The organism is Flavobacterium sp. FlaQc-30 (genome assembly GCF_044005885.1).
Classification (GTDB): domain Bacteria; phylum Bacteroidota; class Bacteroidia; order Flavobacteriales; family Flavobacteriaceae; genus Flavobacterium.
The window spans coordinates 22,262-38,849 of the sequence record NZ_JBIPCO010000006.1 but is presented as its reverse complement, the minus strand read 5'-3'; the positions used below and the strand labels follow the sequence as shown (position 1 = coordinate 38,849).

Genomic DNA, 16,588 nt, shown 5'->3' with positions numbered 1-16,588 from the left:
CTACAACGTTTTAGTGAGGTGATTTAAAAAAAAGGAATACAATTCCTAAACCGATTCCCTAATAGTTAGACTACCTTTTTTCTTTTCTTTCTCAATCTTGTAAACGCTTCCTTCATTCATTTGCTTCATTAATAATCTTACCGTTTTCTTTCCCATCTCCTCAATTGGCTGAGACAAAACCGTAATAGAAGGAGAATGCAATCTAAAACTGTCGTGATCATCAAAACTAATCACCGCTTTATCTGAGGGAATTTTTAAATCTAATTTTCTTAAAGATTGCAAACCGGCAAGCAACAAATAATTTGCTCCAAACAAGACTGCATCAATTTCCGTTGTATTACTCAAAAATTCAGATATCTTTTCTATTCTTTGCTCTTCGCCGATATGATATTCCAAATCAAGAATTCTAGATTCGTCGTATAAACCCACTTCTTTCAAGGCATTCGTATAACCTTGTTTTCTCAAATTCATCTGGATCAACTGGGAGGAATTCGTAACAAATGCTATTTTTTTGAATCCTTTTTTCAAGAGAAACTGTGTTGCGGTTTGTGCACCATCAAAATTATCCAGTACCACATGGCTTACGTCTTGTCCTTCAAAATACCCATCGAGTAAAACAACTGGACATTGAAGTTCTAATAATCTATCTATAGTCTCTTTCATGTTCTCGGTTGGGGTTATAATAAAACCATCAACATTTGCCTGCAATAAACTATTGACTAACTCTGCAGCACGTTCATCATCGCCTCCTGTACTGCAATAAAACACCCTATAATTTAAATCAATCGCTTCTCGCTCAATCACTCTTGCTAAATCAGAAAAAAACTGATTCGAAATATCCTCTACAATAAGCCCAATTGATCTTGTTTTACCTGTTCTCAGACTACTAGCAATCATATTCAGTTTAAATTTCATTTCCTCAGAAACTTTAAAAACTTTCTTGATCACTTCTTGACTAATTCCCTTCTTCTCTCCTTTGTTATTTAGAACAAATGAAACCGTAGTAACTGAAACATTAGCTGCTTTTGCGATATCTCTGATAGTTATCTTTTTCCTCATAAACGTTAATCTTATCTTAAAAACATGTTAATTTATTATTAGCCTAATATTTTTAATGAAATAATTCACAAAAACGTTTTAGTATTTTTTTATTTCAAAAATAACTTTTTTTTTAACATTAAAAAAGAAATAAATAAAAAAAAATCATAATAAAACTGGAATAAACAAAACAAAAAAAATCAAACAATCATAATTTTTCTTAAAAAAAAATAATTCCTTTAATATAACATGAACCAACAGGCAACTAAAAAACTCTTCCAACATCGATAAGCAGATAAATCAGAAAAGTACTAAAAATTGCACGATATTAAAACTTAAGAAAAGTTTTTTAACTATTACTACCAACTAGCTTAAATCCTAAAAACACTCAAGTAATAAAACCTGAATCTGTAACAAAATGTCATCTTTCACATTATACTTAAGCTAAAATCAATAATTATAGCAAACGTATATATGATCCTTTTTTTTGCACGATAATTGAAAAACAATAGTTTACTACTTATCCTATAAGCTCTATTTATTTAATAAATTTTAAGTTTAGCTGACTCCATAATTGTCGCTTCCTTAAAAAATATATCGCAAAACTTGTATTTACCTGAACTGATATAAAATCAGCATACCCTTAATTTTAAAAAAAAAGAACTCTTCAAAAACCTAATAAAAATCAAACTTTAATAAATCTTTATCTCAGTTAATCATAATCACAATTTGAAGATTCTAGAAACCTTAACACACTTAATTAGTATCCTTTTTTTATTTTAAAAAAAAAGTTTCTGCTGCAAAAAATTAAAGAAATTTCATAACGACTCTTCCTAAAAATTTCCAAAAAAAATTTGCTCTTTATATATAATTTTACAACTTAATTTTAAAAGAATGAATTATGCTTAAAATTTATTTTTCTTTAAAATCAGAAACAGTTAGCGAAAGAGATGAATCTGGTATTTGTGTCCTTATATCCTAACAACAATCAATATCTATATTCACAGCTAAAAATGTTTCGAAAGATAGGTGCCATTTCACTAATAAACTGCGAAATATTCTTGAACTAGAATAAGTCATTCACTGTATCCTTGCCACATTCCACCTTTACAATGAAAAAAATTTAATAAACTAGGTCATTAAAAAACGGAAATTCCACTATTAAACCTTAGAGATGAATTTGCTAGTGTACACCGTTCACAAATAAAACCTACAATAACTCAAATAATATGATTACTTTGAAATTAAAATAGGCTCTTTGAATAAACATTTTTTAAAACTAAACACTTATTATTGTCAAATAACTATTTAGGCAAGTCTATTTGACAAACAAACCGAATCAATATCTAAAAGACAAAATTTTGACAATTATAAACCACATCTGGATAACTATAGAAAATTTGAACTTTTACTGGAAGATTTGAAACTTTTAGTCAACTCTTTTTAAAATGTTTTGTAATACAAAACAACCAAATAAAAGTATTAATAAAATCTAATAGAAAAGAATTAATATCATGATTTTTGTCCAAGATTATGGACAACCTTAATATTTAATACATGCAAAATTAAGTGTAATATAGATTTATTCTGGGACGATAATTGTCATAACAATTAATTTTTATTTCTTATCTTTGACATTGTCTTTATTTAATACGCTGTAAGTTAAGTGACCCTATAGGTGACCCTTGCTTAAATAATATATCGCAATCCTTATATTTACTGGAATTGACATAAAATCAGCAGAACCTCTTTCTCCGCAAAAGAAAACCGATTAGGAAACTAATCGGTTTTTTCTTTTTATATTCTTAATTATTTTAGATAGTACAAGAAGACTATCTAATCTTTTTTATCTACTCCACTCTAAACTAAACAAATTCATTCAACATCCAAGCTCGCTTCAAAAGGCGAAGCCGGCAATCCTTCGTTATTATACAAATTAGCTTCTGTAGGATTATCTGCCCAAGCATATCTTACTTTGACTGGATCTGCGACAGAATCATTACTAACTATAATTTTATCTCCTTTAATTACAGCTTTTGCCCAAATAAACTTTCCATCAGTTCCTGCTATCGCAAATTCTTTTAATTCATTTCCATTTTTGATTACCAATCCAGTTCCAACATTTGAAAAACTTAGAATTAATTTATTTCCTTCTTTTTTTATCGATTTGTAAAGCGGTCCTGAAGCTGCTAAGTTTTTTTCACCATAAACCAATTTTCTAGCCTGAAGTGACAATCTTTTTCCAACATCGTACTTATTTAAAGGATGAATATCATTCCATTCGCCTAAATCTATTGCTACTGCCAATCCTGTATTCGGAACTTTCAAGGTATTCAACTGCTGTTGTCTCAAAGCTGTCCAATTACTTTCTGCAGGTTCTGGTTTTGGTTCCATAAAGTTTGGAAGCTGAACCAATAAAAAAGGCAGTTTTTCTTGTCTAAAAAGTGTTCTCCAATTGGTTATCAAGGTTTCCATTAGTGCAAAATATTCAGATGGCTTTTTTGTATTTGCTTCGCCCTGATACCATAAAACGCCTTTTATAGGATAATTTTTCAATGGAGCAATCATGGCATTGTAAAGTCCGACTGGTTTCCATCTCACAAAAGTTTGTCCTGGCAGCGGAAGCATTTTTGAACCTAACTTATAGCTCCAATTCCCTTTTAAATCAATTGTTTTGTCACCTATACTTAACTCGTATGGTTTATCGGTTACGAAACCTCCTCTTCCAGAATTACTGATAACTCGAATGGTAATTTCATTTTTTCCTTCCTTTAAAACATTAGCATTAAAAGAATAAATTCTCGGTGGATATTGATACGATGTTGTTCCAACAAAATTTCCGTTTACAAAAACAGAATCGGCATCTACAATTCGTCCTAAAATTAATTTAGCCTGACTTCCTTTTATTTTCTCTAAAGTAAATTCTCTTTTAAACCAAACTGAACCATTTGTATTTCCTAGTTCTCCATCGGCCCAATAACCTGGAATACTCATTGTTTTCCAATCGGAAATATCGACTGAATTTGCCCATTTATTCTTTAAACCAGTATCGGTCTGATTTAATAATTTATACCAATCTGAACTTACTTTTCGGTCATTTTCATCAATTTGTTTTTCTAGTTTTCCGTCTTTAAATTTTAAATATTCTGCATAATAATCCGGGAACTTTTTTATCCCTTCTTCACTGATCCAAGATTCTGCAGGCGAACCCCCCAAAGAACTGTTGATTAAGCCAATCGGGATTTTGTATTTTTCATAGATTTCACTGGCAAAAAAATAGCCGACTCCTGTAAATTGTAAAACACTTGTTGGATTTGCTTCAATCCATGACCCAGAAGAAAAATCGGTTCTTTCTTTTTCGAAATAATATTCATCCGGAACTAAAAATTGTCTGATGTTTGAATTACTAGCTTTTGCAACAATATCCTTGTATTTATCTTTAATTCTTTCCATCGGAAGTTCCATGTTCGATTGTCCCGAACAAAGCCAGACGTCACCAAAGAGAATGTTTTTTAATACAATTGTATTAGAACCTTTTAAAGTCATTTCGAACGGACCGCCTGCTTTTTGTGACGGAAGCTGAATCGACCATTTTCCGTCTTGAGCTGTTTTAGTCTTGTATGTTTTACGATTAAATTCGAGTTCGACTTTTTCATTTGGAGAAGCCCATCCCCAAATATTGACTTTGGCATCACGCTGTAAAATCATTCCATCGCTTATTAATCGGGGTAGTTTTATCTGTGCATTAATTGCAAAGCTTAAAAGGAAAACTAGTAATGTTATTTTGCTTTTCATTTGATATCTTTTTTTTTACCACAGATTAAAAAGATTTACACAGATTATTCAAAAAATCCTTCTAATCCTTTTAATCTGTGGCTAAAGTTTTTTTTCGCCACGAATTTCACAAATTACATTAATCTATACTTTGTCTATAATATCGCAATTTCACGAATTTTTTAATTTGTGAAATTGATGATAGTTAGAAAAAATTAGTGTCAATTCGTGAAATTAGTGGCAAATAAAAAAACTATTCATAAGTATATAATTTTATTTTTTGGATTTCATAATCGCCAACTGAAATTCTGAGATGTCTGCCTTGATGGGTTTGATCTCCATTAAAATGTCTTATCGTTTTCCATTTTTCATCTTCAAATTTACCTTGATCTGTTTTTAAAATTCCTGCATTTAAATTTTCTTTTAAAGGTTTAAAAGTTACAACAATTCCTGAACCCGCAATGTAAAATTCGTTCTTAGTAATTTCTATAATAATAGCACTTGACATTGGCCAAACTTCAGCCTTTGCGCCGTCAGACCAATTTAGGGTGTAATCGTGTTTGAATGTAAATTCATAATCTCCCAATTTAATAATCTGTGTATTATTTTCTTTGTCTAACAAAACACCTTCGATTTTTCCCAGACCTTTGTTAACTTCAATAATTGGAGTTAACTGATATATCAAATCATAAATTTTCCCAAGAGGTTCCTTTTTGGCATCGGCAACCGATTCTATTGAAAATGGTGAAAAACCAATCGCTTCATAATGTCCAATTGCGTACAAACCTTTAAAAGGCGCGGTTTCATCAAAACGATGTTCGGGAATAAATAACAGATCGCCTTGACGTGTAAACAAATCATTCCATTGTTTGAAAGATGGATTATAAAAATCGGGCGCTAAAAAGTCAATCGAATTTCCCGCAGCTTTCCAAACATCCATAAGATGCGGAAGCGGTCCAGCACTCGGATATTGACCTGGCTTTTTTTCGGGTGCATTTAAAGCTGCATTGACAAACATCGGAATTGGATAAATATCTTTGCCTGCTTTTGCAATTTGATTGGTAAATTTTGAAAAATACCAAGCCATAAAAATTTCATCGGTATGCAATCCTTTTCCAAAAACTTCTTCCCAATTCCATGAAGTTTTAAATCCGTTTTTTTTCCAAATTTCTAAAAACTCTGGAACCAGTTTTTCTTTATTTTTTTGAAGATATTGCAGTAATTCTTTTGGAACTTCTTTTTTAAGAGCTTCATTTGCTAACGGATGATAATCGCGGGCAGTTGGCAGCATTCCGATTTCATTTTCGACTTGAATCATAATTACAGTCTGCTCTTTTTGATCCAATTCTTTAATATGCCTCATCAATTTTTTGAACGCATTTAAATCGGCTTGCAAATTATTTTCGCTGAAAGGCGTTAAAATTTCATGACTTTTATCTTTGTCATCTTTAACTCTCGGATATTTTTTCTGATTTAATTTTACCCAAGCCGGCGCGTGACTCGACATACTATTTTTCCAAGATCCAAACCAAAGAAAAACGAGTTTTAAATTTTCTTTTCTTGCTCTAAGGATTAAATCATCAATTAATGAAAAATCAAATTTACCTTCTTCTGGTTCGATAAGTTCCCAATAAACAGGTGTTAGAACTGTATTGAGATTCATGTCAACCAATTTCGACCAAATAGTTTCCATGCTTTCCATACTTGTTGCGGAAGAATTTCCTAATTCACCTCCACGTATTAAGAATGGTTTTTGGTTTACAATTAATTGTGTTTTGTTTCCTTTTTTCTGAAGGCTGGGTATATTTTGGCAAAATCCAAAATGCACCAATAATAATGCAATTAAAAGGATTCTGTTTTTTAAGAAAAATGCCATTCGATTTAATTTAAGATTGAAAGCTGTTTAATTCTGTTTTTGTAAAATACTAAGCTGTAAAGTCAAAAAATAAATAATCCATAATATAAACCTTTTTACAGCTTTATACTATGGATTATAACCAACTCAAATATTTAAGGTTTTACTAACTCCCCTGAGAATCCTAAACTTACATCTTTTCCTGCAAGACCATCTGCAGTGCCTTTGTATGCATGTTTACGAACATAATTAGCATCCCAAAGGTTTGGAGATTCATTTGGAAGCCAATATTCATGTTCTTTTGAATTATCAGAAACTCCCCAAATTGTGATTCCATATTGCTGTGCTGCTGGAATGTGTTTTTTGTACATATCGATAACATATTGATACATTTCAGCTTGTGAAGCTTGTTGAACAACGGTTGGTGTAGCAGTTCCTAATCTAATATCTAACTCTGATATTTTAATCAATTTTCCTGAAGCAGCTAGTTTTTGAAACATTTGAACAATTTTATCTTTATCTGTCGTTAAACCAATGTGCATCTGCGTTCCGATTCCGTCAACAGTTGCTCCTTTGCTTTCAATATATTTTACATATTCGATTAATCCGTCACATTTATCTAATCTCGATTCTAAATTGTAATCGTTTATGAAAAGTTTATCGGTTGCATTTCCATATTGACGTGCTAATTTGAATGCTGAAACGGCATAATCTTTTCCTAGATATTTTACCCAAGAGAAATAATCTGTCGCTGTATCGCCTTCGGTTCCATTTCTTAAAGTTCCGTCTTCTTTCATTGGTTCATTTACTACATCCCAAGAAAAAACTCCTGTTTTATAATGTGTCATCATTTTAGAAATCCAATTGGTCATGGCATCACCAATAATTTTAGTTTTCTCAGCATCTGTTTTTTCGATTGTTATTGGAGCTGTTGGACCAGTTCCCGAAGACGATCCATCAGTTACTAAAACATTATCGATGTAATAAGTTCCTGCAGCTCTTCCTAAATCAAAACCAAAGCCAGTCTCACCTCCTTTTGCAGTAAATTTCCATTCTAATTGTTTCCAAGTAGTGCTAGTTAACTCATCTGGCTGATAATTTGCTAATGATGATGGTGTCGTTGAACATCTTACAGAACCCGCTGCTTCAGAACGAATCATATAAGAAATTGTATAATTTTTTCCAGCTACTAATGCAGAAGTAAAAGTAGTTTGAATCTGGGTTTTCCATTGGTTTGCAGCATCCGATGTCGCGTTTACTACTTTCATTGACCCGCTTCCTTCGTAAACATTTGATGCTCCCGTTCCTGCACTTAAAGCATCTGTAGCTCCATTGGCTCTACTCCATCCTGTTATTCCTGAATTGAAATTTCCATTAGCCACCAAATTAACCGGTCCTATTGCAGCATCTAAATCTACAACTGCTAAAGTATTAGCATCAATTAAATAAGTTACGTTTGGAAGATATCCTAAATCTAAATTAAATTGAAATGTTGTACTTCCTGCTTTAAAATCTCCTGGAGCCAATTTAATTTTAACTTGCTGCCAAGAAGATGTTGTTGCAAACGCTTCTGTCCCTGTTCCAGTATTCATCCAATCTTTGTATGGATATTGAGCGTTTAAAGAAGCATTAAATGAAATACGTCCTTTACCTGCAATATCTGATTTAATATAGAATGAAATCTCATAATTATGTCCTGTAACAATTGGTACATTTGGAGATGTCAATTGAAGATTATAAGCCAAAGAAGAAGTGGCACTAGAAGCTAGCTGAATTGCCGCAGAAGAACTTGTTAATCCTGAATTGGCAACAGTTGTGATTCCTTTTCCTGGATTATTTCTTGCCCATCCTGTAAAGGTTCCATTTTTGATCGGAGCTAAATCCAAAACATTTGTTCCGCTTGAACCCGGAATTACTGTTGGAGCAATAATACCGTTTAAATAACTTGCATTTTGATTGGAATGCCAAACTAAAGTATGTCCAAAAACTTTTAGTCCAGCACTTTTTGTTGCCGCGATAAAAGCATCTACATTGGTAAAATTAATTTCACCTTTTGCATTTACCATTGCACCATGTTTCATTTCGTAACCCGGTGTTACCTCATCAAAATTTTCATTTACAATCTTTCTATAATTGGCATCACTCATGTATAAACTTATTCCGATTCCGTTTCCTAATGAAAAATCTGAATAGTTTTTTAAAGGTTCGTAACGGCTGATTTTTTCTACTAAAGCTAACGGAAGCTCAGCTCCTGTTACTTCTCCATGTTCTGGGTCTTTTCCCCACTCCATTAAATTATCATCGCATGATGACAAAATCATTAATGATGAAGCAATTATTGGTAGGATATATTTATATTTCATTTTGCAGTTTTGTTAGTTAAAATCATTGTAAACTGGTGTGTCTAATGGTACAATTCTCCAATTATCAGTATATACTTTTACCGAAGTTGCTTTTGAAGGAAATTCTACTTCGCTGGTATTTCCTAAAACATCTTTCATTTTTACATCTGCATTTTCGAACCAAATTCCAAAGTTTTGATACGTTGCAGCTTCTCTATAAGCTAAAACAGCTTCGAAAGTAAAAGGTTCTTTAGACCATTGATAAAATTTATTTAATGGAATGGTAATCGTTGTCCATCCTGCAGTTTGGAAAGCAACTGATTTTCCATCAATAAGCCAAGGAATATAATTGTAAACTCCGCCAGACCATGTTCCTGCATTAAAATTATTGATTGTACATATTTTTAAATAACCTGAATCTTTCCATGCATCTGGCACATAAATATCAAATTGAAATGCAACTTTATCAAGCGGTGTACTTGCAGGAATAAAAGGAGTTAATTGTGCTCTCCAATTATCAACACCAGTTCCTGCTGTCCATGTTTCTGTTGCTCTACCTGTTGCTGGAGCAATAGAAGCAAGACGAGCTGGGCGATGCGGTACGTATTTTCCTTGCGAAAGATTTCCTTTGCCTATAGAGGCTGATTCTATATCAGTGCCTAAAATCATACCTGTAGCAGGAGGAGTACCCCAAAAACTATGCTGTCCTCTTCCATCAAAATCTAAAATAACACCTCTTTTACAGTTAAAATATGCTGGAGAATATACGCCTCCATTTGAAGTTTGAACAAATAGTGATCCTCCTAAATCTGAGATTCCGCTTGGAACTTTAACTGTAAATAATTCGCCATCTTCTGTTGATGTAATTCCTGTTGTTACCTCAACATTTCCAGGAAAAACTACTTTACTTACTTCGGTTAAACCGGTTCCTATAACTGTTATGGTTTCACCTGCATTTGGCATTGTGTTAGAAATATTAGTTATTGCAGGTTTTCCAGAACGAATTTCAAATTTAAAAGTGGTTTCGTTAGAATCATTTGCAAAACGAATTGTATTTCTCACGGATGGATCTGCTTCTAAAATTGGTGTATCTGCCGAAACGCTCACAAGCATCGAATTGTTAGATACAAAAACGACATTAAAATAGGTAGAATATCCGTTGATGTATACTTTCTTAAGCCCCTCAAATCCTGAACCTTCAATGCGCAGCAACTGTCCTAAACGAGCAAAACTAACTTCTCTATCTGGCACTGTTGAATTGACATCTTCTAAAAATACTCTTGAAATTGTGATCGCACCGCCTTGTGAATCGTTGTTATCACAAGAGGTAAACAGCATGCCGAAAACCATCATTGCAAGAAGTGCGATGGGCGCCCAATACTTTTTATTTAAAATATATTTCATATTACTATTTCTTTAATTTTTTATTTCTGAATACTAGAATAAGTCTTTAATTTTCTCTTCTGTAAACTGATACGGAACAGGGTTTTCTCTCAATAACGGATTCTGAACTAACTCAGATTCTGGATAAGGAAGTGTAAAAATTGTTGCATCAATTACACCAATAGCTCTTGGACTAGTACTTTTTGAAGCGTCAACTGTAACTTTATTAGTAGCTGTGTCATACAAAATTGGAGTAATTACACCTCTATTTTGTGCTGTAACATAATTGATTACTTCTTGTTGTTTGTAGTAAGCTCTACGAACTAAATCGTACCAATATTGTCCTTCCATACACAATTCTACTCTTCTTTCATGAATAATATCTGCATAAGTCAATGTCGCTTTTGGATCTAAACCAGCACGTGTACGTAATTTGTTTACTTCCATAAGAGCCGTTGCATCTGTCGTTGTTGCATTATTTCCTAATGCAGCTTCGGCATAGTTTAAATAAACTTCTGCCAAACGCAGCATATAAGTATTTAAGGCCGAATTCATACGGGTAATTTTAGAATTGTCTTTTGTAGAACCTACAACTCCTTTTTTAATTGTAAGGAAATCATTTCCGTGATCAACGGTGTAACCTCCATTTGCTTTGTTGATTTCGGCATAATGATCTTTATTTCCCATAAAAGTTGCTTTACGGCGAAGATCTTTTGATTCATATTCTTGTAATACATTGTAGGAAGCTCTTGTCCAGTATCCCCAAGCGGCATCGTCGCCAGTAATATCAGAACCTAATGCAAAATAAGCCTGTTGTGTATTGTTTACTCCATAATCACCGTTTGGCACCCATTGTAAGGCAAACATAGATTCTGTATTGTTGTTATTGTCAATCATGAATAAATCTTCATAATTTGTCATCAAACTATAGGGGCCAGAACTAATCACTTTTTCAGCTGCTTTTTTTGCTAAATCAAGATATGTTTGATTGCGGGTTCCGCTGTTTGGATTATCACTAACTCCCGAAAATGATAAGTAAACACGAGACAGCATTCCGAATGCGCTGTATTTTGTTAAACGTCCTGCCTGACCTGCAGTTTCTGGAAGATATTTAGCCGCAAATTCTAAATCACGCATCGAAAACTCGTAAACATCTTTCATTGGATTTTTGTTTACAATTGGATTTTTTACCAATTCTCTCGGATCTGTTGAGATAATTACATCTCCCCATAACGAAGCTAAATACCAATATGCTGTTCCTCTCATAAAACGAGCTTCGGCAATATATTTATTCTTAACAGCATCGCTAAGCGGACTTCCAGAGATTCCGATAATCACATTATTAGATTGCTGAACTACATTGTACAATGATGCCCACGCTGAAACTAATGGCCCTGTTAATCCAGTTTCTGTTAAATCTGTAAATGGATAAACGTAATCTGAAAAAGGAGCATACATATTTGCAGCACGTCCATCACCTAAACCATAATAAAATTTATCATTAAAATCGAACCATACTTTATTGTATAAAGGTCCTGTTGCAGCCTGAAAATCAGACTCGGTTTTATAAAAATTCTCTTTTGTAATTACATCATTTGGTTCAACGTCCAAAATGTCGCTGCAACTCGTCCAAACAAATGGCAATGCAATAATTAGAGCCGTGTAAAATATTTTCTTTGTTTTCATTGTGCGGTTTTTAGAAATTAACAGTTAATCCAAGTGTAGTTACCGTTGGTGAAGGATAACGTCCGTTATCAATACCATTTAAAAGCTGGTTTTGATTCATTGCGCCAACTTCAGGATCATATCCTTTATATTTAGTAAAGGTTAAAACATTCTGCATGTTTGAGTACACTTTGATATTTGAAATTCCGTATTTAGAATACAAATCTTTAGGAAGATTATACCCAATCGAAATATTCTTAAGTCTTACGTAAGATCCGTCTTCAACAAATCTGTTGCTTAAACGATAATTTGAAGCCGAAGCTGCAGATGACGCCGCAATTCTTGGCATATAAGGATCTCCACCAACAATCTGCACGTTACGATAATCGTTTGGTCCATTCGGATCGATTAATTCTAATTGTGCGTAACCTAAAGCTGTTTTCAATAAGTTGGTATTCTCACGCGGATTTTCTAACCATCTTCTTTGGTAGTTTAAAACATCGTTTCCGTAAGAACCTGTAAACAAAATGCTCACATCAAATCCTTTGAATGAAAAACTATTATTAAAACCGAAAGTAAAATCTGGATTAGGATTTCCAATATAACCCGCATCTTTTTCGTTGATTACACCATCTTTATTCACGTCTTCAAACATATAATCTCCAATCCAAACTCCGTTTTCACCAATTACCATTCCTTCCGGCAATGCAGTTGGTTTTACAGTTCCTGATGCATCTTTATAATAGAAATCTGTTGCTTTTTCAAAACGTCCAATTACTTTATAACCGTAAAATTGTCCTAATGGCTGTCCAACTGCAGTACGAGTAACCACTGTTACATCAGAACCTTGCTGCAATGTCTGATCATAAACTCCAGATTCTGAGTTTAATTTCAATACTTTAAATCTGTTCATAGAGATATTGAAATTTGATTTCCAAAGAAAATCTTTTCTCTGCATGTTTATGGTGTTTATCGTAAACTCGAAACCTTTATTTTCAAGAGATCCGATATTAGCAAAAGGCGGTGATGTAGCTCCTTGGCCTGTTGTACCTACATAAGCAGGAAGTGATAATCTTAGTAATAAATCATCTGTTCTTTTGTAATAAACATCTGTTGTAATTTCAATTCTATTGTCTAGAAGTCCGATGTCTAAACCGATATTAGTCTGGTTTGATTTTTCCCATTTAAGGTCTGGATTTGCTGTATTGGTTGCAATTTGTCCGCTTCCCCAATTGGTTGCAGAAGTTCCATAAACAGAAGTATAAGCGTTATTTGGTACGCTTGAATTACCTGTAACTCCCCATCCTGCACGTAATTTTAAGTTGCTAACGGTTTGATTGTCTTTTAAAAATGCTTCATTCGAAACTTTCCATGCTAAAGAAGCAGACGGGAACCAATCCCATTTATTGCCTTCAGCAAATTGCGAAGATCCATCTCTTCTGATTGTTCCTGTTAGAATGTATCTGTCATCAAATGTATACGTTGCTCTTGCAAAGTAAGAACTAAGAGATTTTGTAGAACTTGCATTTGAGTTTCTAGCCGTTGTTGGGTCTCCAGCGTTTAAATCTGTAGCTCCGTTTGTTAAATAACCTGAACGGTAACCATAAAGGTTTTCCCAATTTTGCTCTTGAAGTTCTTGAGCTACCAATGCATTAACATTATGTTTTCCAAATGCTTTATTATAAGTCAAAGTGTTAGTCCAAATCCAGTTTTCGCTGGTAGATTTTGTTCTAGATCCTTCTCTAACTTCATTTGATAATGCTCCAAAAGTATAAGATGGATTAAAAGTATATCTATTCCCGAAACCATAATCTATAGAATACTGGGTTTTAAGTTTTAAATCTTTTGTAAAACCAATTTCTGCATACACATTTCCTCTAATTCCGTAGTCTTTTCCATGATTGTCTTTCAGCATTGCAATTCCCAATGGATTTGTCTGAACAAATTCTGTTGTATCTGGTCCGTCAAAAGTTCCATCAGCATTTCTAGCTGCTACGTTTGGAGTTTGTTTTAAAGCGGTTAAAATTACCGAATCATCATTTACTGTAGTTACCTGATTGGTTTTGTAAGCATTTAAGTTTACTCCAACTTTCATCCATTTTTTTACTTGCGAATCAACAACTGCACGAATTGTCATACGGTCAAAAGATGACCCAATGATAGTTCCTTCCTGATCAAAGTAAGACATTCCTAATGCATAAGTAGTAGTATCTGAACCGCCTGAAGCAGATAGATTATAGTTCTGAATTAAACCTGTTTGAAATAATTCGTCTTGCCAGTTTGTTCCTTCTCCTAATAAATCAGGACGAATAAAATAAGGGTCTCTTTGAACGATTCCTAAATCTGAACGAGTATTTTTCAGAGTTCCATATTCTCTTAAATTGAGCACTTGCAATTCTTTAGGCATTTGCTGCCATCCTACATAACTGTCAAAATTTAAAGCCAAATCTCCTTTTCTACCCGTTTTGGTAGTCACCATAATTACTCCATTTGCCGCTCTAGAACCATAAATAGCAGTTGCAGAAGCATCTTTTAAAATGTCTATAGAAGCAATATCGTTAGGATTAATACCTGAAAGCGGATTTGTATTTAAAGAACCTGAATTACCATCTATAATAACTCCATCAATTACATAAATAGGTTCATTTGAGCCTGTAATAGAACTTATACCACGAATTCGTACCGAAGAACTTCCGCCAGGCGTACCGCTGTTTTGCTGTATCTGCACCCCAGCCGCACGACCTTGCAATACTTGATCTATAGTTGTAGAAACAGATTGTGTTACCGCAGAACTAGAAATAGAAGAAATCGCTCCTGTTAAATCTGCCCTTTTTGCAGTTCCGTATCCAATAACAACAACTTCTTTTAAGTCATTTAAGTTCTCTTCTAGAAGAGCATCAATTTTAGTTTTATTGTTTACCGCAACTTCATGCGGTTTATATCCAATAAAGCTAAAAACCAGAATACTATTAGTAGGAATCGCTTGAAGCGTATAAGTTCCGTCAAAGTTAGATACGGTACTTGTTTTGGTTCCTTTTACGATAATATTCACACCAGGTATTGGTCCGCTACCATCAGATACAATACCCGAAACAGTAATTTGCGCATTTACTGCAGCAGAAAATACCAGCATCAGGAATAAGAACCCCAAATTCTTAAAGTATTTAGATCTGCTTTTAGTAATTAAAAAGTTAGTCATAAATAATTGGTTTAATGAGTTAATAGTATGGTTTAGTTAGTTTTTCTTTTTTTTATTGACTTACTATCATTTTCTCTTTTTAAAAATCAGACAAATAATAGCTTATAGTCAAAACAAATATATGCAAAAAACAACAACACACAATCGGTTGCGTTAATTTTTTTTCTCAATTTCAAAAAAATACCATTAAAAAAAAACGTTTTAAACACAAATAATCAAAAAAAACTAAATAATTACCAAAAACAGACTTAATCTCAACGAAAACGTTAGAGATAATAAATTGTTTAGCTCAAAATCTTAAAAAAAGTATAAAATGTTAAATTTATATATTTCTTTTAAACCGACTAAAACTTCGCAATATTCTTTTGAAAATCAAACTAAACTAAATCCTTAATAATCCCTTATAAAACAAGACTTATAAGATATTACAAACTGCTCATCAAATAATTAACCTCTAAACAATACATTTCTTACAAAAGATAAAACAGTAACAATCGGTTGCTTTTATTCTACAAAAAACTCCCCTCAGAATAACTGGAGGGGAGTCTAAAAAAAAGTAAAAAAATGGATTTTGTTACATTACAGATTCATCTTTTTAGCATCTTCAACAAATTGCTTTAATCCGATATCAGTTAAAGGATGTTTTAAAAGGCCTTTTATTGCCGAAAGAGGCCCGGTCATAACATCTGATCCTACTTTGGCACAATTTACAATATGCATTGTATGTCTTACTGAAGCTGAAAGAATCTGCGTTTGATAGTTGTAATTATCGTAGATTTCTCTAATTTCTTCAATAAGATGCATTCCATCTGTCGAAACATCATCTAAACGTCCTAAAAATGGAGAAACGTAAGTCGCTCCAGCTTTAGCCGCAAGCAAAGCCTGACCAGCAGAAAATACAAGAGTTACATTGGTTTTGATTCCTTTTGAAGAAAAGTATTTACAGGCTTTTATACCATCGCCAATCATTGGCAGTTTCACTACGATCTGAGGATGCAAAGCGGCCAATTCTTCTCCTTCTTTGATCATTCCATCAAATTCAGTCGAAATTACCTCAGCCGAAACATCGCCTTCAACGATATTACAAATGTCTAAATAATGTTTCAGGATATTTTCTTTTCCTGTAATGCCTTCTTTTGCCATTAAAGACGGATTGGTGGTTACACCGTCTAAAACGCCTAAAGACTGGGCTTCTTTAATATCCTGAAGATTGGCAGTGTCAATAAAAAATTTCATATGTTTTTGGTTTGAGTTAAAAGTATTTTTGCGTAAAAAAAACTTTGTCAAAGTTTAAAACTTTGACAAAGTTCTCAGTTGTTCTAGTAAGTAAAA

The 16,588-nt window shown here is 33.2% G+C and carries 8 protein-coding genes; all 8 read right to left on the bottom strand.

Going from position 1 to position 16,588, the window contains the following annotated elements; translation table 11 throughout:
• Positions 1-45: 45 nt before the first annotated feature.
• Entirely contained in the window at positions 46-1,059 is a 1,014-nt protein-coding gene (locus tag ACHRV0_RS14195; RefSeq protein WP_395441298.1) for a LacI family DNA-binding transcriptional regulator, read from the bottom strand.
• Between the two features lie 1,854 nt (positions 1,060-2,913).
• Positions 2,914-4,833: a sialate O-acetylesterase gene (locus ACHRV0_RS14190; protein ID WP_395441297.1), complete on the bottom strand. Its 1,920-nt coding sequence runs from the start codon at positions 4,831-4,833 to the stop codon at positions 2,914-2,916.
• Positions 4,834-5,065: 232 nt separating this feature from the next.
• A complete protein-coding gene (locus tag ACHRV0_RS14185) occupies positions 5,066-6,688 on the bottom strand; it encodes a DUF5597 domain-containing protein (RefSeq protein WP_395441296.1) in 1,623 nt (540 codons plus the stop codon).
• A 134-nt stretch (positions 6,689-6,822) separates the two neighbouring features.
• The gene (locus tag ACHRV0_RS14180; RefSeq protein ID WP_395441295.1) at positions 6,823-9,030 is read right to left on the bottom strand and encodes an endo-1,4-beta-xylanase; all 2,208 of its coding nucleotides are present in this window, start codon (positions 9,028-9,030) and stop codon (positions 6,823-6,825) included.
• A gap of 12 nt (positions 9,031-9,042) precedes the next feature.
• Positions 9,043-10,413, bottom strand: a complete 1,371-nt coding sequence (locus tag ACHRV0_RS14175) for a glycan-binding surface protein (RefSeq protein ID WP_395441294.1) — start codon at positions 10,411-10,413, stop codon at positions 9,043-9,045.
• 33 nt (positions 10,414-10,446) lie between these two features.
• Positions 10,447-12,078 (bottom strand): RagB/SusD family nutrient uptake outer membrane protein, encoded by a 1,632-nt coding sequence (locus tag ACHRV0_RS14170; RefSeq protein ID WP_395441293.1) that lies wholly within the window; start codon positions 12,076-12,078, stop codon positions 10,447-10,449.
• 10 nt (positions 12,079-12,088) lie between these two features.
• Positions 12,089-15,256, bottom strand: coding sequence for a SusC/RagA family TonB-linked outer membrane protein (locus ACHRV0_RS14165; RefSeq protein WP_395441292.1), 3,168 nt, complete (start codon positions 15,254-15,256; stop codon positions 12,089-12,091).
• A 579-nt stretch (positions 15,257-15,835) separates the two neighbouring features.
• Positions 15,836-16,492: a fructose-6-phosphate aldolase gene (gene fsa, locus ACHRV0_RS14160; protein WP_395441291.1), complete on the bottom strand. Its 657-nt coding sequence runs from the start codon at positions 16,490-16,492 to the stop codon at positions 15,836-15,838.
• Positions 16,493-16,588 lie beyond the last annotated feature (96 nt).

Coding starts and splice junctions, on each gene's coding strand:
- ACHRV0_RS14175 (WP_395441294.1), bottom strand. CDS start 10,413: ATGAAATATATTTTAAATAAAAAGTATTGGGCGCCCATCGCACTTCTT.
- ACHRV0_RS14170 (WP_395441293.1), bottom strand. CDS start 12,078: ATGAAAACAAAGAAAATATTTTACACGGCTCTAATTATTGCATTGCCA.
- ACHRV0_RS14165 (WP_395441292.1), bottom strand. CDS start 15,256: ATGACTAACTTTTTAATTACTAAAAGCAGATCTAAATACTTTAAGAAT.
- ACHRV0_RS14185 (WP_395441296.1), bottom strand. CDS start 6,688: ATGGCATTTTTCTTAAAAAACAGAATCCTTTTAATTGCATTATTATTG.
- ACHRV0_RS14195 (WP_395441298.1), bottom strand. CDS start 1,059: ATGAGGAAAAAGATAACTATCAGAGATATCGCAAAAGCAGCTAATGTT.
- fsa (WP_395441291.1), bottom strand. CDS start 16,492: ATGAAATTTTTTATTGACACTGCCAATCTTCAGGATATTAAAGAAGCC.
- ACHRV0_RS14180 (WP_395441295.1), bottom strand. CDS start 9,030: ATGAAATATAAATATATCCTACCAATAATTGCTTCATCATTAATGATT.
- ACHRV0_RS14190 (WP_395441297.1), bottom strand. CDS start 4,833: ATGAAAAGCAAAATAACATTACTAGTTTTCCTTTTAAGCTTTGCAATT.